Genomic DNA, 18,057 nt, shown 5'->3' with positions numbered 1-18,057 from the left:
AGGTCGCGGAAGCGAGTCGAGGTCGCGGGAACGGAACACTAAGCGGCGGACTGCTCGGGCTCCTCCGCGGCCTGCGGCAGCCCGTTGCCCAGGTACGACACCACGCATCGGCTCAGATCGAGTCCCACCGAGTTCGCGGACATCTCCAGATCCGAGCGCTTCTCACCGTCGGCGGTCAGGTACTCGTTCGTCTTGATCTGACCGTGCGCGATGATCGGCCTCCCCTTCTCGACAGCGGCGGCCACACCGGTCAGCAGTCGGCGCCAGCAACTGACCGTCAGATACAACGTCGGCCCGTCGACCCATTCCTGGCTGCGTTTGTCGATGCGCCGGGAATTGCACGCGACGCGAAAGGAGATCACCTCCTCACCCGTACTGGTCCGACGGCGGCGCGGCTCCGACACGACGGTGCCGATCACGGTGGTGTAGGTCTCGAACATCCTCGACTCCTCCGATTCCCCGGAACCCCCCGTGGAGATCCGGTCCGTCACGGTTGTCGTGACTGGAATCAGCATCGACCACGGACCGCCCCGGAAACGTGCCGCGGAGCAATCTGTGGATAGCGGAGCCGGTTGTGGATCAACGACCGCGGTTGAGTTCCTTGAGCATGTCGTTGTAGTCGCTGAGATCGGCATCATGGTCGCGTACCGATTGACGGTCGAAGCGGCGGGCCTGTTTCTCGTCCTGCCGCCGCCACTGCACGAGCAACGCGATCATGATCACGACTAGCGGCACTTCGCCTGCCGCCCAGGCGATTCCACCACCGACGCGCTGATCGTCGAAGAGGTCGTAGGACCACGGCAGAGCGAGGCTCCGATAGTAGGTCTCGGCGATCACCGCGCTCGTCATCATCAGGGCGACACCGAAGAACGCGTGAAATGGCAACGACCCCCACACGATTCCGAGTTTGGCGACCGGCGAGACGGTGCGGGGTGCGGGATCGATCCCGATGACGAGCCAGTAGAAGAGGTAGCCGGACAGCAGGAAGTGCACATTCATCAGGATGTGCGCCGCGTGGTACCGCGTGACCATTTCGAACAGCCCACCCAGGTACAGGACGTAGAAGCTGCCGACGAACATGACCGCGGCGATCGCCGGGTGGGTGAGGAATCGCGAGACCGGACTGTGAATGGCCGTCTGGATCCATTCGCGCGGGCCCGGCGGGTTCCCGCGTCCCGCGGGCTTCAGGGCGCGGAGGGCGAGCGTGACGGGACCACCCAGCACGAGCAGCACCGGGATCATCATCGACATCAGCATGTGGGCGATCATGTGGACGCTGAACATCGCCGGTGCGTAGCGGCCCAACCCCGACGACGTCGCGAACAACAGCAGCAGGCACCCCAGAATCCAGGCGACGGTTCGGCCCACGGGCCACTCGTCGCCGCGCTTGCGCAACCGCAGCACACCGCGCAGATAGACGACGGCGAGCACGATGGCCAACGTTCCGAAGAGCAGGTCGAAGCGCCAGTCGAACAGGATTCGGGCGAGGGTCGGCGGACCGTCGATGCGGTATCCGATGGTCACCTCGGCCGGCGTCAGTTGCGCGTTCTGATCCGTCGGCGGCGGCGTGATCGACAGCCCCGCGGCCAGGCCGAAGGTGCCGGCGAAGACCAGCGCCTCGACGATCGCGTAGCGGACGAACACCGACTTCTGCGCCACCTCACCGGCCAGACTGCGCATCGTGGCCTTGCGATGCCACGCGCCGATCGAGCCGAGCACCACGAGCGCCACCGCCTTGGCGACGATCAGCCATCCGTAGGTGGTGGTGACGAGGTCCCCGACGGACATCCGGACCAGGGCGTTGAGCACTCCGCTGAGGCCGACGACGATGATGCACCAGAACGCGATTCGCGAGAATCGACCGACGGCCAGCACCCGCCATCGGCCGTTGCCCAGTGCATAGACCAGGACGGCGATCAGGCCGCCCATCCAGACCGTCGCGCCGACGATGTGCAGGATCAGGCTGTTGGTGGCGACATCATGGTTGCCGCCCGACGACGAGTGCCCGGCCAGCGCCGACGGCATCAGGCTCAGCCCGGCCAGCAGCAGCACCAGAATGGTCCATCCCCAGCGCAGCACCACGCGGGCGACGATCGCGGCGAGCACCGCGAAGATGGCGGTCCACAGCCAGTTTCGGGCCCCGGCCACCTGCCCGTAGGCGTTGAGGAGGTTCGACGGCTCCAGCACCGTGCCGAGGGGCTGGCCACTCACATTCGACAGCGTCAGCGGGATCAGCAGGAGCGCACAGATCGCCCAGCCCAGAGCCGCCCGGGAGGCGATGCGCACCGCGCGGTATCCCCCGACGTCGAGCACCCCGTCGGTCTGCGGCGGAACGAAGAAGGCGGCGAACAACGCGGAGCCGACGGCGATGGCGGCACACACCTGGCCGATCGCGGTGATCGTCGGCAACCCGTAGGTCGTCAGTACGCCGGGGTCCGGTACACCCGCGATCTCGAAGGCCGACGACGCTCCGATCGCGGTGACGACGATCGCGACGATGCCGGTGATCCACGTCAGCGCCCAGACGATGCCGGCCACCACGCCGGGTTGCTCCCGCATCGAATCGCGAGGACTCTCGACGGGTGGTGCGGGGCTGACGCTGGTCATGTACCAACTCTAGGACGGGATATACTCGCCCACGCTGCCGCCCCGAGCGGCACACGCCTCCGTAGCTCAGTTGGATAGAGCAGCAGCCTTCTAATCTGCGGGTCGCAGGTTCGATTCCTGCCGGGGGCACCGGTGAATTCCTGCCGCCCTCCGGGCGGTGTGCGCCCACTGTGTGGTGTGAAAGAGATTCACGCGGGCGCACCGGTGAGATCACGCGACGTACGACCCGCGCTGCACGCAACGGTGGCGCCGGCGGCGACGATGGCGGATCGTCGTGGACATGCTTCCCGTACTCGATCTCTCGACCGACGACGTCGACGGATTCCGGACCCGGCTGCGTGAGGCGACGCACACCCGGGGCTTCTTCTACCTCGTCGGCCACGGCATACCCGAATCACGATCGTCGGAGATCCTCTCGCTGGCGCGCGAGTTCTTCGCACTGCCCACCGACGCAAAGGCCGAGATCAGTCAACTCCGGAGTCCTCAGTTCCGCGGCTACTCCCGGATCGGTGGCGAGCTGACGAACGGCACCGTCGACTGGCGCGAACAGATCGACATCGGCCCCGACCGTCCGACGATTCCGGGTGCCGAGGGCTACTGGCGCCTTCAGGGGCCCAACCTGTGGCCCGCCGTGCCCGCGCGATTCCGGCCCGCCTTCGAGGCATGGGACCGCGATCTGTCGGCGGTCGGAATGCGTTTGTTGCGGCACTGGGCCGCCTCCCTCGGCGCGCCCGAGAACGTGTTCGACGAGGCATTCGCCGACCGGCCCGCGACGCTCATCAAGGTGGTGCGCTATCCGGGCACCTCCGACAATCCGCAAGGCGTTGGCGCCCATAAGGATTCAGGCGTTCTCACGCTATTGCTCGTGGAGCCGGGCTCCGACGGACTGCAGGTCGAGACCGACACGGGCGAGTGGGTGGACGTCGAACCCCTGCCCGGCGCCCTCATCGTCAACATCGGCGAGCTCCTCGAGGTGGCGACCGGCGGTTACCTGCGTGCGACCCGCCATCGGGTTCGCTCTCCCGAGCCGGGGAGCGACCGCGTGTCGATTCCGTACTTCCTCAATCCCGCACTCGATGCGAAGATCCCGATCCTCTCGCTCCCGCCGGAACTCACGGCGAAGTCCCGCGGCGTCGAGGCCGATCCGACCAATCCCATCTTCGACACCTACGGCGAGAATGCCTGGAAGTCGCGCACGCGTGCACACCCCGATGTCGCCGAACGTCACCACGGCATCTAGCCGCAACACGCCCTCGGTTCTTGACGCGGCCGGAGACCAACCGAAAACCGTTGCCGCTCAGTTGTTCGCGCGCCAGCACTCCTGCATCTCGCGGATCTGATCCTCGGTGACGATCGGCCCGGACAGGGGCAGCGTGCCGGGCGCCCTGATGCCCTCGAGTACCAGATCCAGGTAGCGCCGCCACAGGTCCGGCGCGACCGGCGCGGCCATGTCGGCGATGGACTTGAGCATCGTCAGGATTCCGTAGAAGTCGGATTCGGCCAGGTCGGCCCGCACCACCCCTTCGGTCTGCGCGCGGTCGAAGACCTGCCGCATGGCGGCGATCATCTCGGTCTTGGCCGCCATGATGTCCGGGTCGTCGTGGCTGATCTGCATGAGCAGTGTGGCCAGGCCCCGATCACCGGCCATCGAGGACACCAGCAGGGTCAGCACGTTGACCATCGCGTGCCACGGATCCGGATCATCGAGCGCCGCACGCGATTCCGATGCGACGGCGTTGAGGTGTTCGGACAACACACCGACGATCAACTCGTCGCGGTTGGCGAACCGGCGGTAGACGGTGCCGATCCCGACACCCGCGCGGACGGCGATGTCGTCGAGTGTCACGTCGAGGCCACGCTCGGCGAACAGATCCCGAGCCGCCTCGATGATGCGCAACCGGTTCCGTTCGGCATCGGCGCGCAGTTTGCGCCCTTCGCCCGATATCGATGTGCTCTCGCTCATATTTCCAGAATAACAAGTGGAGGAATAACCTCCGGATGACGTATGTTCGGTCCATAAGCGGAGGAGATTCCTCCGCCTGGATCTGGAGGTCGAGAATGACCGCTGTCTACGACGATCTCGACGGCATCACCGCCGGGACCGCATCCACCCCGGGGCGTCACCACCGGCTGCGCTGGCTCGTGCTCGGCGTCCTCGGGCTGGCGCAACTGATGGTCGTCCTGGACGCCACCATCGTGAATATTGCTCTCCCCCATGCCCAATCCGCTCTCGGCTTCGGCAACGAGGACCGCCAGTGGATCGTCACCGCCTACGCGCTCGCCTTCGGCAGCCTGCTGCTCCTCGGCGGACGGCTGTCGGACCTCTGGGGGCGGCGCACCACCTTCATCATCGGACTGATCGGCTTCGCGGTGATGTCCGCCATCGGCGGCGCGGCGGTCAACTTCGACATGCTCGTCATCGCCCGTGCCGGACAGGGCGCATTCGGCGCGCTGCTCGCACCCGCGGCACTGTCCCTGCTCACCACCACGTTCACCGACCCGGCCGAACGCGGCCGGGCATACGGCATCTTCGGCGCGATCGCCGGCGGCGGTGGCGCACTCGGTCTTCTCCTCGGCGGCATGCTCACCGAATGGGCCGATTGGCGCTGGTGCCTCTACGTCAACCTGATCATCGCGGCGATCGCACTGGTCGGCGCCGTACTCTTCCTCGACCCGAGCCGCTCCGACCACCGTCCACGACTCGATGTTCCGGGCGTCCTGGCCGCATCGGCCGAACTCTTCTCCATCGTCTACGGGTTCTCGAACGCGGAGAGCAACGGCTGGACCGACTGGGCGACGATCGCCTGGCTCGTCGCGGGCGTGGCATTGCTGGCGGGCTTCACCTGGTGGCAGTCCCGGACCGAACACGCCCTTCTCCCCCTGCGGGTCATCACCGACCGGACCCGCGCGGGATCGTTCCTCGTGATGTTCATCGCGGGCATCGGGATGTTCGGGATCTTCCTGTTCCTCACCTACTTCCTGCAGCAGAACCTGGGCTACTCCCCGATCCGCACCGGGTTGGCGTTCCTGCCGATGATCGCCGGCATGATCCTCACCGCGACGACCTCCACAGCGTTGGTCCTCCCCCGCTTCGGGGCCCGATGGTTGATGACGATCGGCATGCTGACCACCGCCGTCTCCATGGTGATGTTCACGCAGCTCACCAACTCCAGCGCGTACGTCTCCGACATCCTGCCCTGGCTGATCCTGGGCGGCCTGGGCATGGGCGCGGCGGTGGCGCCGGCCATGCAGGGCGCGGTCTCCGGAGTCTCCAGCGAGGATGCCGGGGTGGCGTCGGCGACGGTCAACACCATGCAGCAGGTCGGCGGATCGGTGGGCACGGCATTGCTGAGCACCATCGCCGCGAGCGCCGCGACCTCCTACGTGACCGAGCACGCGGCCTCGATCCCGAATCGCGGCCAGCTCATGTCCCTCGCCGCGGTGCATTCGTACACGACCGCATTCTGGGTTGCCGCAGGCGTTTTCGCGATCGGCGGTGTCGTGGCGGGACTGCTGGTCCGCAACGGGAAGCTTCCCGCCGCACCCGAGGACTCCCTCGCCATGGCCGTCTGACACACACCAACCGGCGAGTGAACGGCCGTCGTCCCACCCCCGGACGGCGGCCGTTCACCTTTCCGTCACGCGCCCGGGGATTGACTTCAGGATATATTCCAACGATCCTCAGAATATGGCGAATGAGACCCCAACGGGAACCTCGGGCAGTTGGTCCGAATTGTTCGATCGATCGCATCGCGCCGCGGTCATCGTCTTCGCGGGCGGCATCGCCCTCTTCGCCACCAACACCTACCTGACCGCGGCGGCACTGCCCACCACGGTCGCCGACATCGGGGGCGAGCGCCTGTACGCCTGGGTGATGACGGTCTTCCTGGTGACGTCCGTGTTGTCGTCGATGCTCGTCACCAGCGCCCTCTCCCGGTTCGGATCCCGCGGATCGTATCTGGTCGCGTACGGCCTGTTCGGTATCGGGTCTCTGGTGTGCGCCGCAGCGCCGACCATGCCGGTTCTGTTGGCGGGCAGAGCAATACAGGGCCTTGGCGGCGGATTGCTGACCGGGTTGGCATTCGCGGTGATCCGTCTGGCACTGCCCACCCGACTCTGGGTGCGGGCCGTCGGTTTCACCTCCGCGATGTGGGGCGTCGGCAATCTCCTCGGTCCGATTCTCGGCGGCCTGTTCGCCCAATTCGACGCGTGGCGTGGCGCCTTCGTCCTGCTGCTCGTCGTCACCGCGGTGATGGCGGTCCTCGCGGCGCGCGCACTACCCGCGGGGCAGACCGGTGACGGGTCGCATTCCACGCTGCCCGTCCCCTCTCTCGCGCTGGTTCTCCTAGCGGTCAGCGCCGTGTCGGTCGCATCCGTCGTGACGAACACGCCGGCCATGGTCGCGCTGATCATCTTTGCGGTCGCCCTCATCCCCCTCTTCCTCGTCGTCGACCGGCGTCGTGTGACCGGGTTGCTGCCACGTCTCACGTATCGGCACGGCAGTCCCCTCAAGTGGATCTACCTCTCGGTCGCGGTCCTGGCCATCGGCTCCACCGCGGAGACCTTCGTACCTCTGTTCGGCCAGCAGATCGCCGGCATGGCGCCGTTGGTGGCCGGACTGCTGGGTGCCGCGCAGTCGTGGGGCTGGTCGGTCGCCCAGTTGTCCAGCACCACGTGGGCGGAGGGCCGACGGGCATCGGCAGCGGTCCGGGTCGCCGGTCCGGCGGTGCTGGCCACCGGCTTCACTCTGTATGGGGCGCTACAGTTCTCGACACATCCGCTGGTCGTCGCGGGCTGGTTCGTGGCACTGTTCATCGCGGGCGCGGGTATCGGCATGGCCTTCCCCCACCAGGCCGCCGCCGCCATGACGATCACCACCGACGACGCCGAGGCGGCTCGCGCATCGGCGGGAGTCAACACCGTCCAGATGGTCGCCAACACCTTCGGCACCGCCCTGGCCGGACTGCTCGTGACCATCGGCGCGACGGCGGGCGGCGGCACCGACGATCACGTCGCTTCGGCCCACGCCCTGACCTTCGGGTTCGCGGCGCTGGCACTGCTCGGGGTGTTCGCCGCCGTCGCCTCGCTGCGCCGCCCTCGCACCGATCAGGACTCCACCGCCGCCCCAACGGATTCCTCGACAGGAGCGACGCATGCCTGAGCAGCAGCCGTACCCGGAAGGGATCTACGCGGAGTTGGGACGCGTCGGGCAGGCCCTGGCCAACCCGGTGCGTCTGCGGCTTCTCGACCTCCTCGAAGAAGCCGAACTCACCGTCGAAGGACTCGCCGAGGCAAGCGGATTCGGAGTCAAGAACACCTCGTCGCAACTGCAGATCCTCCGTGCGGCGCAACTCGTGTCCGCCCGCCGCGACGGCGTGCGCATCCACTACCGGATCGCCTCCCCCGCGGTCTCGGCGATGCTCGGCGCCTTCGAGGCGTTCGCCGGCCAGAACGTGGCGTCGGTGCGCGCCGAGATCGACGAGTACTTCGCCGACCATCGCGACCTGACACCGGTGAGCCCCGACGAACTCGCCGAGATCCTGGCCGACGGCTCCGCACTCGTGGTCGACGTGCGAAGTCCGGAGGAATACGCGCGAGGGCATATCCCGGGCGCGATGTCGTTGCCCCAGAATCGGATACGAGAACTTCTCGACACGCTGCCGACGGATCGGCGCATCATCGCCTACTGTCAGGGCCCCTACTGCCTGGCCTCGCCGCGCGCGGCTGCCGAACTGCTCGCCGCCGACCTCGACACCTCCGTGGTGACCGGCGGCATCACCGCGTGGATACGCAGCGGCGGCGCCATGACGGCTGACGCCACGGCACACTGAGGCGCGGTCACCCCGGCCGGTCGCCGATGGTGAGCACCACGTGCGACGCCGGGCGTGAGATCTCGACGCGCGTGACGCGCCCGTGTTCGACGCCGATGTCGAGGACGGCCATGAGATGACCACCGGGCGCGATGACATGAGCCGCACGACCGTCCACGAACATCGCTGCGCGAGCACGGATCCGGTCGGCGAAGAACACCGTTTCCCCGGCCACCGCATCAGCCCCCATGACGACCGTCGCGGTGCCGGCCGGTACGAGGGCCGGATCGACCGTACGCACGCAACCGGGCGCCAGCAGCGCAAGCATCCGCGCCATGTCTCCGCCGGCGGCGGCCGCGAGGAACGCATCGACGACAGCGGTGTCGGCCGCACGTCCGTCGTCATCAGTCGTCGACCGGGTGATCCGCCCCCGTGCACGACTGGCGTGCTTCTTGGCGCTGTCCGGTGTGATGTCGAGGGCGGCACCGATGTCGGTGAAGGTGAACCCGAAGAGGTCGTGCAGCACATACGCGACCCGCTGCGGCGGGGTCAACCGATCCAGCACCACCAGCAGGGCACGAGATACCTGTTCCTGCTGCAGATATCGCTCATCCGCGGCAACGACGTCGGCGGGAACCGCATCGACCTCGAACTCGACGTCAGTCCGGCGTCGCCGGCTCCGCAACCGGTCGAGGCAGATGCGCGTGAGGATGGTCGTCAACCATGCCGCCGGATTGCGGATGTCACCTCGGGGCGCCGCGGCCGCTTTGAGCCAGGTGTCCTGCACCGCGTCCTCGGCATCGGGCAGCGACCCCAGTAGCCGATGGGCGAGGGCCGTCAAGTGCTGCCGCTCGGCCTCGAAAACGTCGTCGTGAACCATCGGATGTCACCTTTCGGGACCGAGAACCGTCGAAGAGGTGAGACGGCCGGTCTCGTTCCCACCCCGAAGATCCACAGGAGGTCACCGACCATGAGCCTACCGACGATGCAACCCGCTCCGCCGGGGACGCGGCACGCACCCGGATACGCGGGCCGGTGGAGACCATGACGGTGCTGTTCGTCGCGACGATCCTGTGCGTGATCGCCAACGGATTCATCGCAGGTGCCGATGTCGCCCGAGCCGGATTCGTCCTGCGCAACTCCGCCGAAGTCCACGTCCCCGTGTGGACGCTGCCCTACCTCGCCGCACTGAAGCTCTGTGGCGCACTCGGACTGGTCATCGGGCTGACGGCACTGCCCTGGCTCGGCGTGAGTGCGGCCGTCGGCCTCACACTCTTCTTCGTCGGCGCAGTGATCGCCCACATCCGCGCGAAAGTGTTCTACAACATCGCCTTTCCCGGAATGTTCCTCCTGCTCGCCGTGGCGGCCGGAGCGCACCTGCTCGGGCTCGCGGTCGGGTCACCCGAGTCCCTGATGTCCTGACCACAGCACGCCGGCTCGGGTCGCGGCACGGGAGATGAGGTTCCTGATGTCCGGATCGTCCGGGACCGCGAAGGAGGTGTAGGCACCCCGACCTCCGGCGACAGGTGTGCCATAGGCCTTCGCGGCCAGGGTTCCGTCCGGCAGCAGCCTGATGGTCAGTGAGGTGAGGGCGTATTCCACATCGCGCCGAGAATCGGTCCACCGCAGATGCTCCGGGATGGCCACGTTCACCGCCAGCGCACCGACCTCGGGTTCGGTTGTGTCGCCCATTGTCAGGTCGCCCATTGTCAGACGGTACCGCGCCACCGGCCGATGATCGTCATGGCGTGGTAGATCAGCAGCGCCGCGGCCGCACCGAGTGCGATCCCACCGAAGTTCAGATCACCTGCCGCCCAGGTGAAGTCGGCGATTCCGATGACGAGCGGGATGGCGGCGGTGAACTGGTTGACCGGCCGCGAGAAGTCCACCCGATTGGTCACCCAGATGTGCACGCCCAGGATGCCGACGAGTCCGTACAGTGCCGTGGTGACTCCGCCGAGGACGCCCGGCGGCACCGACGCGATCACCTCACCGACCTTCGGGGAAAGTCCGAGGAGGATCGCCGCGATACCCGCAACCCAGTATGCCGCAGTCGAATACACCTTGGTCGCCGCCATGACACCGATGTTCTCGGCGTAGGTGGTGGTCGCCGATCCCCCGCCGCTGCCCGCGAGAACCGTGGCGGCTCCGTCGGCGATCAGCGCCCGGCCGATCGTCGAGTCGTAGTCGATGCCGGTCATCGTCCCCACCGACTTCACGTGGCCGATGTTCTCCACCACCAGAACCAGCACGACCGGAAGAAACATCGGGATCACCGACAGGTGGAACGACGGTCCCTGGAAGTGCGGCAGGCCGACCCATGCGGCGTCGGCGATGCCGGAGGTGTCCACCTCCCCACGCGCCAGCGCGAGCAGATACCCGACGATCACCGCAAGGACGATGGCCAGTCGGCCGAGGAGCCCCCGGAACAGCACCACGGCCACGACGAGCAGAACGAGGACCACGGTCGCCGTGATGGCATCCTTCTCGTAGTTGGTCTTCGCGGTGGGTGCCAGGTTCAGGCCGATGAGCGCAACGATCGTGCCGGTCACCACCGGCGGCATCAGCGCCTCGATCCAGCCGGTCCCCGCGACGTGCACCACCGCCCCGATCAGCACGAGGAGCGCACCGACGACCACGATGCCGCCGAGCGCCGCGGATTGTCCGTGCGATGCCGTGGCGGCGAGGACCGGCGCGATGATCGCGAAACTCGACCCCAGATAACTGGGCAGCCGGTTGCGGGTGATCACCAGGAACAGCAACGTGCCGATGCCGGAGAACAACAGGGTCGTCGCGGGCGGGAATCCGGTGAGAACCGGCACGAGGAACGTCGCCCCGAACATGGCGACCACATGCTGCATGCCGATACCGATCGTGCGCGGCCAGCTCAATCGCTCCTCCGGTGCGATCACCACCGCTCCCGCGTGCGGAGCGTTGCCGTCGGCGTGCTTGCCGTCGACACGTCGCCAGGGACCGAATCCCCGTTCTGGGGTGCGCTTTTCCGGTGCAGTCATGCCGATCAGTGTGCTGGATTCCGACGGGTGACGCCCACAGTTCGCGCCGGACACACGCACCGGACAAGGTGTGAGCACGGTCACGCACCTCAAATATGCATCTGATATGCCGATTATGGTCTACTCGAATCATGCAGTTGACACGATTCACCGACATCGGGCTCCGCGTGGTCATGCTCCTCGCGGTCCGGGGTGAATCAGCCTCTGCCACAAGTTCTTCCGAGTATCGCGCGGTCACCACACGCGATCTCGCCGACGAGCTCGCCGTCTCGTACACCCATATCGCCAAGGTGGTCAGCAGACTCTCCGAGCTCGGTGTCGTCCATGCGCGGCGCGGCCGCAGCGGCGGGCTGGCGATCACCGAGCTCGGGCAGCAGGCCCGGGTGGGCTGGCTCGCGGGTCACCTCGAGGGTGACGGCGAGGTCGTCGACTGCGACGGCCCACAGCCCTGCCCCCTGCGCGGCTCATGCCGCCTCCGCGGTGCCCTCGCCCGGGCCCGTCGAGCCTTTTTCGCCTCGCTCGACGAACACACCATCGCCGATCTCGTCCGGGATCCCGGCAACGGCGTACTCATCGAACTCCTTCCACCTCCACCGATACCCGCCCAGGCGGGTCCCCACGCTGCCGAATAGGACTCGGCACCACCGAGATCCCTCCTCGAATCCCCCCGACGAGGATTCCGCCCGGAGGAATCTCCCAGCAGAGCGGAGACACCATGCTCACCGAATCCCAGCTCGCCACCGTTGCGGCCACACTGCCCGCGGTCCACGGGGCTCTCGACGACATCACCACCGGCTTCTACCGGAAGATGTTCTCCGCGCGGCCCGAACTGCTGGACGATCTGTTCAACCGCAGCCACCAGAAGACCGGCGACCAGCCCAAGGCACTGGCCGGCTCCATCGCCGCCTTCGCCCAGTTACAGCTGGTGCCCGACGCCCAGCGCCAGCGATTCATCCTCGACCGGATCGCCCACAAGCACGCCTCTCTCGGCGTGACGCGTGACCAGTACTCGATCGTCCACGAGCACCTCTTCGCGTCGATCGTCGAGGTCCTCGGTGATGCGGTCACCCCGGAGGTCGCCGACGCCTGGGATCAGCTCTACTGGGATATGGCCGACCTGCTGGTGGCGTCGGAGAATGCGCTCTACGCCGAGGCGGGAGTCGCGCCGGGAGCGGTATGGCGCGACGTCGTCGTGACCGACCGTCAGCAGGTGGCCCCGGACACCATTTCGCTGACACTGTCCGCCCCGGACGGCACCGCATTGCCGGAATTCCGCCCCGGACAATACATTTCGGTTCAGGTGCCACTCACCGACGGTGCGCACCAGATCCGGCAGTACAGCCTCACCGGAGCGCCGTCGACCGGCGGGTGGCGCTTCAGCGTGAAGCTGGCGGGCGAGGTGTCCGCGTATCTGCACGAGCAGATCTTCGAGGGCGACACACTGCACGTCAGTCATCCCTTCGGCGACCTCGTACTACCGGCGGCCCGCGTCCCGGTCGTGCTGGCCTCGGCCGGGATCGGCTGCACACCGGTGATCGGACTGCTCACCGCCATGGCGCAGGAGCGCGACGACCGCCCGGTGACCGTGCTGCACGCGGATCGTTCACGCGATCGCCAACCCCACCGGGGCCAACTCGCGGCACTCGTCGAAGCCCTGCCGAACGGCGAGCTCTATCAGTGGTACGAGTCGACCCGACCCGCCGTCGTCTCGGATCGAATCCGATTGGGACAGATGAACATCGGCGACATCGACATCGCCGATGACGCCCACGTGATGCTCTGCGGCCCCACCGGCTTCCTCTCCGCCGTTCGCGACCAGTTGCTCGACCGTGACGTCGAAACCTCGCGCATCCACTTCGAGACCTTCGGTCCCGAACTCCTCAGGTCGGGCGCGCAATGAGCGCCTCGGCTGCGGTGGCGGTCTCCGCGACATGGATCTGGCTGGGCATGGTGATCGCCATCTCGTTCATCGAGGCCCCGCTCAAGTTCCGGGCGCCGGGCGTCACCCTGCCGATCGGCCTGGGTATCGGGCGACTCGTCTTCCGCGCACTCAACGCCGCCGAGGCCGCGCTCGCGGTGGTGCTCGCCATCGCCGTCGTCCTCGGTTCGTGGCCGGGCAACGCCATACCGGTCGTCGCCGCACTCGTGGCCATCGTTCTGGCAGCGCAACTCATCGCGGTCCGGCCCGCGCTGACCCGGCGATCCGACGCCGTGCTGGCCGGGTACGACGGTCCGCGCAGCAACGTCCACCTCGTGTACGTCGCCCTGGAACTGATCAAGGTCGGCCTGCTCATCGCGACGGGAACACTGCTCCTCTTGTCGTGACACGGACATCGGGACGACCCCGGGCACGGCATCCATCGTCCGGCTCGGGGTCACCGTTCGCTCTCCTCGTTTCGGCGGTGCCCACCCGAGAGCGGCTAGTTCACCGAAGCGATGAGAACCGGGGGTCGGCACGGTCCGCTGACCTGTATATGAACCTTGTTGCATAGTGCATCGTTGCACTGCTACGGTCTGCATATGGCGCTGGAACATGCGATCCTGGTGTCGCTCGCCGAGCGTCCGGGCACGGGATATGAGATCGGGCAGCAATTCGACCGCTCGATCGGCTACTTCTGGTCGGCCACCCACCAGCAGATCTATCGGACGCTGAAGAAGCTTCACACCGACGGTCTGGTCAGCTATGAGTCGATCAGCCAGGACGGCCGTCCGGACAAGAAGGTCTACACCATCTCCGACGAGGGCCGAAAGGTGTTGTCGGAGTGGGTCATGAGCCCCACCGCGTGGCAGCCGCTGCGCAGTGACCTCGGCGTGAAACTGCGTGCCGCCGAATTCGGCGACCTCGCCACCATCCTCGGCGAACTCAAGGCACACCGCGACGAACATGTCGCACGCCTCGCCCTGTTCGCCGGGTTCGAGCGCGAGTACTACCCCGAACCCGATGAGCTGACCGGACGCAAACTGCACCAGTACCTCGTGCTCCGCGGCGGAATCCGCTCCGAACAGAGCTTCATCGACTGGTGTGACGAGGTCATCGCCGGCCTCGAACGCGAACTGAACGGCTGAGGCCGCCCGAACCACAGAGAGCGCGACGAACAGGACCACGACGGTCCGTCCCACATAGGAAGGTCAGCCATGTCAGCCCACACGGCAACCCCGAACCCGCACTACCCCTTGCTGTTCGAGCCCCTGCAGATCGGCGGCACGACGCTGCGGAACCGGATCGTCATGGGATCGATGCACACCGGCCTCGAAGACCGCCTGTGGGACACCGACAAACTGGCCGCCTACTACGCCGAGCGCGCCCGCGGCGGTGTCGGCCTGATCATCACCGGCGGATTCGGCACCTCCCGGACCGGCCTGCTCTCCCCGTTCGCGGGCAAGCTCACCAACCACGGCGACGTCATCCGGCATCGTCGCATCACCTCGGCGGTGCATCGCGAGGACGGCAAGATCGCGATTCAGCTGATTCACGCGGGCCGCTACGGCTATACCCCGTTCAAGGTGGCGGCCGGTTCCGAGCCGTCCCCCATCCATCCGTTCAAACATCTCAAGATGACCGAACCGATCATCTGGCACGTCATCCGGTCCTTCGGCCGGTCCGCGAAGCTCGCGCACAAGGCGGGGTATGACGGCATCGAGATCATGGGTGGCGAGGGGTATCTGATCAACCAGTTCCTCTGCGATCAGACCAACGACCGCACCGACAAGTGGGGCGGTTCGACGGAGAACCGGCAGCGGTTCCTCGTCGAGGTCATCAAGGAGATCCGCAAGCAGGTGCCGCGCGATTTCACCGTCATCCTGCGCCAGTCGATCGCCGACTTCGTCCGCAAAGGCCAGACCTGGGACGAGATCGCGCTGATGGCACGCAAGGCCGAGGAACTCGGCGTCGACGCCATCAACACCGACATCGGCTGGCATGAGGCACAGGTCCCGACGATCGTGACGTCCGTGCCGCGGGCCGCCTTCGTGAAGTACACCGAACGTCTCCGCGACGAGGTGTCGATTCCGCTGATCGCCAGCAACCGCATCAACACCCCGGAGGTCGCGGAGGAGATCCTGCAGCGCGGCCGGGTCGACGCCATCTCGATGGCACGTCCGCTGCTGGCCGACCCGGACTTCGCGAACAAGGCCGAGGGCGGCCGCGGCGACGAGATCAACACCTGCATCGGCTGCAACCAGGCCTGCCTGGATCACGCGTTCGTCGGCAAGAAGGTGTCCTGTCTGCTGAACCCGCGTGCCGGTCGCGAGACCACCCTGAGCCTCGGGCCGACCCGCAAGGCCAAGCGGGTGGCCGTCATCGGCGGCGGTCCCGCGGGACTGTCCGCCGCGGTGTCCGCGGCACAGCGCGGACACAAGGTCGAGCTGTTCGAGTCCGGCGACACCGTCGGCGGTCAGTTCTCCATCGCCGCACGGATTCCCGGCAAGGAGGAGTTCAACGAGACCCTCCGCTACTTCAACCGCCAGCTCGAGGTGCACAACGTCGAACTCCACCTCGGGGTGCGCGCCGACGCGGAGAAGATCATCGCCGCGAAGTTCGACGAGGTCATCATCGCCACCGGCGTGACCCCGCGTATCCCGGACATCGAGGGCATCGATCACCCGATGGTCATGTCGTACGCCGATGCCGTGCTGGGGCACAAGGAGATCGGCAAGCGCGTCGCGGTCATCGGGGCCGGCGGTATCGGCTTCGATGTCACCGAGTTCCTCACCACCGACGAATCCCCGACGCTGAATCTCAAGGAATGGGAACAGGAATGGGGTATCAGCGAAGATCTCACCCGACCGGGTTTCGTCACCAAGCCGCGGCCCCTGCCCGCCACCCGTGAGGTCTACATGGTGCAGCGCAAGAGCGGCAAGCAGGGCAAGACTCTCGGCAAGACGACCGGCTGGGTGCACCGGGCGACCGTGAAGATGAAGGGTGTCGAGCAGATCTCCGGCGCCCACTACGACCGCATCGACGATGCCGGCCTGCACCTCAGCTTCCGCGACGAGAACGGCGCCGTGACCGACACCCGTGTCCTGGAGGTCGACAACGTGATCGTCTGCGCCGGACAGGAATCCGTGCGCGAGCTCGTGGATCCGCTGACCCTCGCGGGCATCTCCACCCACGTGATCGGTGGCGCCGATGTGGCCGCCGAACTCGATGCCAAGCGGGCGATCCGCCAGGGCACCGAGGTCGCGGCGGGACTGGACTGATGACGAGCGCGGCGGGCGACGGCCCGACCCCGGAACGCCCGTTCCCCGAACGGCATTGGGGGTCGGACCGCAACCCGCTGCGCGTTCCCCTGGTCGCGCTGGCGAAGACCCGATTCGGTTCGTCGGTGGTGCGCCGCCTTGCACCACTGGATCGGCGACTCCTGTCCCGGTCCGACGGACGTTTCACCATCCTGGGACCGATCGGCACCCCGACGATGCTGCTCACCACGACCGGCCGGAAGTCGGGGCTCCCGCGCACCTCTCCCCTGCTCTACGTCCGCGACGATCCGCACATCTACGTCGTCGGGTCCAACTTCGGGCAGGATCATCACCCGGCGTGGACCGGCAACCTGCTCGCCGATCCGGCCTGCACCGTACTCACCGACGGCCAGCCGATCGCCGCCCACGCCGAACTGCTCGACGGCGCCGAACGTGACCGGGTGTACCGGCGGTTCGAGGACCTCATCGGCGTGTATTCGGAGTACAAGGGCCGAACCGACCGGGCGATCCGGGTGTTCCGCCTCACCGCCGGATAGCATGGCGCCATGCCGCTTCCCGCACCATCAGAGAACTCCCGCGCCGTCGTCACCGGGGCCTCCTCCGGGATCGGGATGGCGTTGGCCCGTGCGCTCGCGGCCCGCGGCCACTCCCTGATCCTGGTGGCCCGGCGCGGCGACGTGATGACCGAACTCGCTGCCGAACTCACCCGACGCCATGGCGTACACGCCGAGGTCCGGCCGGTCGACCTGTCCGACACGGCCGCCGTCGAGGTGCTCGCCGCCGAACTCGCCGACCGGGACATCTCGATCCTCTGCAACAACGCGGGCATCGCGACCTTCGGTCCGGTCGCCGAACTGGACGCCGACTACGAACGCGCGCAGGTGCGGCTCAACGTCAACGCCGTCCACGACCTGACCCTGGCCGTGCTGCCGTCCATGGTCCGGCGTGGTTCCGGCGGCATCCTGATGGTCGGCTCCGCCGCGGGCAACATGCCCATCCCCAACAACGCGACCTATGCCGCCACCAAGGCATTCGTGAACACGTTCAGTGAGTCGCTGCGCGGCGAGGTCGCCGCCCAGGGCGTGCATGTGACGCTGCTCGCGCCCGGGCCCGTGCGCACCCAGACCCCGGACCCGGAGGACGCGTCGGTGGTGGACCGGATGGTGCCCGACTTCCTCTGGCATGCCAGCGACCGGGTCGCCGAGATGAGCCTGGATGCCCTGGCGGACAACAAGATGCGCGTCGTTCCCGGTGTGTTGTCGAAGGCGATGTCGGTGGCCGGCGGGTACTCCCCACGCGCTGTCGTCGCACCGATCGTCGGTGCGTTCTACCGGAAACTCGGCGACTCCTGACCCTCACACCCCGCGCCGACGAGTGCTGAGATCTCGTTGACACCCGCGTAATCCCCTCCTAGGGCCGGAGAAATA

At 67.2% G+C, this 18,057-nt stretch carries 18 protein-coding genes and 1 tRNA gene; 13 read left to right on the top strand and 6 right to left on the bottom strand.

Going from position 1 to position 18,057, the window contains the following annotated elements; genetic code table 11:
* Window positions 1–38: 38 nt before the first annotated feature.
* Both AC4JJG_RS07795 and AC4JJG_RS07790 read right to left on the bottom strand, forming a co-directional pair.
* Window positions 39–440 (bottom strand): single-stranded DNA-binding protein, encoded by a 402-nt coding sequence (locus AC4JJG_RS07795; RefSeq protein ID WP_495402001.1) that lies wholly within the window; start codon window positions 438–440, stop codon window positions 39–41.
* A gap of 139 nt (window positions 441–579) precedes the next feature.
* Window positions 580–2,607: a bifunctional copper resistance protein CopD/cytochrome c oxidase assembly protein gene (locus AC4JJG_RS07790; RefSeq protein WP_495402002.1), complete on the bottom strand. Its 2,028-nt coding sequence runs from the start codon at window positions 2,605–2,607 to the stop codon at window positions 580–582.
* A gap of 55 nt (window positions 2,608–2,662) precedes the next feature.
* Here AC4JJG_RS07790 and AC4JJG_RS07785 point away from each other — a divergent pair.
* Window positions 2,663–2,736: transfer RNA gene (locus tag AC4JJG_RS07785), tRNA-Arg, on the top strand.
* A 151-nt stretch (window positions 2,737–2,887) separates the two neighbouring features.
* Window positions 2,888–3,847, top strand: a complete 960-nt coding sequence (locus tag AC4JJG_RS07780) for an isopenicillin N synthase family dioxygenase (RefSeq protein WP_495402003.1) — start codon at window positions 2,888–2,890, stop codon at window positions 3,845–3,847.
* A 57-nt stretch (window positions 3,848–3,904) separates the two neighbouring features.
* Here the strand turns inward: AC4JJG_RS07780 and AC4JJG_RS07775 are convergent, their stop codons facing one another.
* Window positions 3,905–4,570, bottom strand: a complete 666-nt coding sequence (locus AC4JJG_RS07775; protein WP_495402004.1) for a TetR/AcrR family transcriptional regulator — start codon at window positions 4,568–4,570, stop codon at window positions 3,905–3,907.
* Window positions 4,571–4,665: 95 nt separating this feature from the next.
* Here AC4JJG_RS07775 and AC4JJG_RS07770 point away from each other — a divergent pair, with 95 nt between their 5' ends.
* The 3 genes from AC4JJG_RS07770 (at window position 4,666) to AC4JJG_RS07760 (ending at window position 8,438) form a co-directional block, all read left to right on the top strand.
* The gene (locus AC4JJG_RS07770; RefSeq protein WP_495402006.1) at window positions 4,666–6,180 is read left to right on the top strand and encodes a DHA2 family efflux MFS transporter permease subunit; all 1,515 of its coding nucleotides are present in this window, start codon (window positions 4,666–4,668) and stop codon (window positions 6,178–6,180) included.
* 115 nt (window positions 6,181–6,295) lie between these two features.
* The gene (locus AC4JJG_RS07765) at window positions 6,296–7,768 is read left to right on the top strand and encodes an MFS transporter (protein ID WP_495402007.1); all 1,473 of its coding nucleotides are present in this window, start codon (window positions 6,296–6,298) and stop codon (window positions 7,766–7,768) included.
* Entirely contained in the window at window positions 7,761–8,438 is a 678-nt protein-coding gene (locus AC4JJG_RS07760; protein ID WP_495402009.1) for an ArsR/SmtB family transcription factor, read from the top strand. The genes AC4JJG_RS07765 and AC4JJG_RS07760 overlap by 8 nt, the downstream gene beginning before the upstream one ends.
* Window positions 8,439–8,445: 7 nt before the next feature.
* Here the strand turns inward: AC4JJG_RS07760 and AC4JJG_RS07755 are convergent, their stop codons facing one another.
* On the bottom strand, window positions 8,446–9,297 hold the full coding sequence (locus tag AC4JJG_RS07755; protein ID WP_495402010.1) for a sigma-70 family RNA polymerase sigma factor: 852 nt from the start codon (window positions 9,295–9,297) through the stop codon (window positions 8,446–8,448).
* A 164-nt stretch (window positions 9,298–9,461) separates the two neighbouring features.
* Between AC4JJG_RS07755 and AC4JJG_RS07750 the strand changes: the two genes are divergently transcribed.
* On the top strand, window positions 9,462–9,839 hold the full coding sequence (locus tag AC4JJG_RS07750) for a DoxX family protein (RefSeq protein WP_495402011.1): 378 nt from the start codon (window positions 9,462–9,464) through the stop codon (window positions 9,837–9,839).
* Here the strand turns inward: AC4JJG_RS07750 and AC4JJG_RS07745 are convergent.
* Together AC4JJG_RS07745 and AC4JJG_RS07740 are read right to left on the bottom strand one after the other, a co-directional pair.
* Complete coding sequence (locus tag AC4JJG_RS07745) at window positions 9,816–10,124, bottom strand: hypothetical protein (RefSeq protein WP_495402012.1); 309 nt, start codon at window positions 10,122–10,124, stop codon at window positions 9,816–9,818. The two genes, AC4JJG_RS07750 and AC4JJG_RS07745, sit on opposite strands and share 24 nt — an antisense overlap.
* A gap of 2 nt (window positions 10,125–10,126) precedes the next feature.
* Window positions 10,127–11,431, bottom strand: coding sequence for a uracil-xanthine permease family protein (locus tag AC4JJG_RS07740; protein ID WP_495402013.1), 1,305 nt, complete (start codon window positions 11,429–11,431; stop codon window positions 10,127–10,129).
* Between the two features lie 131 nt (window positions 11,432–11,562).
* Between AC4JJG_RS07740 and AC4JJG_RS07735 the strand changes: the two genes are divergently transcribed.
* From AC4JJG_RS07735 to cmrA, 7 genes are all read left to right on the top strand, one after another.
* Window positions 11,563–12,063, top strand: a complete 501-nt coding sequence (locus AC4JJG_RS07735; protein WP_495402014.1) for an RrF2 family transcriptional regulator — start codon at window positions 11,563–11,565, stop codon at window positions 12,061–12,063.
* 83 nt (window positions 12,064–12,146) lie between these two features.
* On the top strand, window positions 12,147–13,331 hold the full coding sequence (locus tag AC4JJG_RS07730) for a globin domain-containing protein (protein WP_495402015.1): 1,185 nt from the start codon (window positions 12,147–12,149) through the stop codon (window positions 13,329–13,331).
* The gene (locus AC4JJG_RS07725) at window positions 13,328–13,756 is read left to right on the top strand and encodes a hypothetical protein (RefSeq protein ID WP_495402016.1); all 429 of its coding nucleotides are present in this window, start codon (window positions 13,328–13,330) and stop codon (window positions 13,754–13,756) included. Before AC4JJG_RS07730 ends, AC4JJG_RS07725 begins: the two co-directional genes overlap by 4 nt.
* A gap of 195 nt (window positions 13,757–13,951) precedes the next feature.
* Window positions 13,952–14,497 carry a PadR family transcriptional regulator gene (locus AC4JJG_RS07720; RefSeq protein WP_495402017.1) on the top strand — a complete coding sequence of 182 codons (546 nt, stop codon included), beginning with the start codon at window positions 13,952–13,954 and terminating at the stop codon, window positions 14,495–14,497.
* Between the two features lie 69 nt (window positions 14,498–14,566).
* The gene (locus AC4JJG_RS07715; protein WP_495402019.1) at window positions 14,567–16,630 is read left to right on the top strand and encodes an oxidoreductase; all 2,064 of its coding nucleotides are present in this window, start codon (window positions 14,567–14,569) and stop codon (window positions 16,628–16,630) included.
* Complete coding sequence (locus tag AC4JJG_RS07710) at window positions 16,630–17,166, top strand: nitroreductase family deazaflavin-dependent oxidoreductase (protein WP_495402020.1); 537 nt, start codon at window positions 16,630–16,632, stop codon at window positions 17,164–17,166. The genes AC4JJG_RS07715 and AC4JJG_RS07710 overlap by 1 nt, the downstream gene beginning before the upstream one ends.
* Window positions 17,167–17,175: 9 nt before the next feature.
* On the top strand, window positions 17,176–17,982 hold the full coding sequence (gene cmrA, locus AC4JJG_RS07705) for a mycolate reductase (RefSeq protein ID WP_495402021.1): 807 nt from the start codon (window positions 17,176–17,178) through the stop codon (window positions 17,980–17,982).
* Window positions 17,983–18,057: the final 75 nt, after the last annotated feature.

The organism is Gordonia sp. B8661-1 (genome assembly GCF_059427765.1).
Note: the sequence above shows the minus strand (reverse complement) of the source record. Positions and strands in the feature narration are given on the sequence as shown.

Bases quoted from the DNA above. Each gene is read 5' to 3' on its own strand.
- AC4JJG_RS07795 (WP_495402001.1), bottom strand. From the start codon at position 440: ATGTTCGAGACCTACACCACCGTGATCGGCACCGTCGTGTCGGAGCCG.
- AC4JJG_RS07790 (WP_495402002.1), bottom strand. From the start codon at position 2,607: ATGACCAGCGTCAGCCCCGCACCACCCGTCGAGAGTCCTCGCGATTCG.
- AC4JJG_RS07780 (WP_495402003.1), top strand. From the start codon at position 2,888: ATGCTTCCCGTACTCGATCTCTCGACCGACGACGTCGACGGATTCCGG.
- AC4JJG_RS07775 (WP_495402004.1), bottom strand. From the start codon at position 4,570: ATGAGCGAGAGCACATCGATATCGGGCGAAGGGCGCAAACTGCGCGCC.
- AC4JJG_RS07770 (WP_495402006.1), top strand. From the start codon at position 4,666: ATGACCGCTGTCTACGACGATCTCGACGGCATCACCGCCGGGACCGCA.
- AC4JJG_RS07765 (WP_495402007.1), top strand. From the start codon at position 6,296: ATGGCGAATGAGACCCCAACGGGAACCTCGGGCAGTTGGTCCGAATTG.
- AC4JJG_RS07760 (WP_495402009.1), top strand. From the start codon at position 7,761: ATGCCTGAGCAGCAGCCGTACCCGGAAGGGATCTACGCGGAGTTGGGA.
- AC4JJG_RS07755 (WP_495402010.1), bottom strand. From the start codon at position 9,297: ATGGTTCACGACGACGTTTTCGAGGCCGAGCGGCAGCACTTGACGGCC.
- AC4JJG_RS07750 (WP_495402011.1), top strand. From the start codon at position 9,462: ATGACGGTGCTGTTCGTCGCGACGATCCTGTGCGTGATCGCCAACGGA.
- AC4JJG_RS07745 (WP_495402012.1), bottom strand. From the start codon at position 10,124: ATGGGCGACCTGACAATGGGCGACACAACCGAACCCGAGGTCGGTGCG.
- AC4JJG_RS07740 (WP_495402013.1), bottom strand. From the start codon at position 11,431: ATGACTGCACCGGAAAAGCGCACCCCAGAACGGGGATTCGGTCCCTGG.
- AC4JJG_RS07735 (WP_495402014.1), top strand. From the start codon at position 11,563: ATGCAGTTGACACGATTCACCGACATCGGGCTCCGCGTGGTCATGCTC.
- AC4JJG_RS07730 (WP_495402015.1), top strand. From the start codon at position 12,147: ATGCTCACCGAATCCCAGCTCGCCACCGTTGCGGCCACACTGCCCGCG.
- AC4JJG_RS07725 (WP_495402016.1), top strand. From the start codon at position 13,328: ATGAGCGCCTCGGCTGCGGTGGCGGTCTCCGCGACATGGATCTGGCTG.
- AC4JJG_RS07720 (WP_495402017.1), top strand. From the start codon at position 13,952: ATGGCGCTGGAACATGCGATCCTGGTGTCGCTCGCCGAGCGTCCGGGC.
- AC4JJG_RS07715 (WP_495402019.1), top strand. From the start codon at position 14,567: ATGTCAGCCCACACGGCAACCCCGAACCCGCACTACCCCTTGCTGTTC.
- AC4JJG_RS07710 (WP_495402020.1), top strand. From the start codon at position 16,630: ATGACGAGCGCGGCGGGCGACGGCCCGACCCCGGAACGCCCGTTCCCC.
- cmrA (WP_495402021.1), top strand. From the start codon at position 17,176: ATGCCGCTTCCCGCACCATCAGAGAACTCCCGCGCCGTCGTCACCGGG.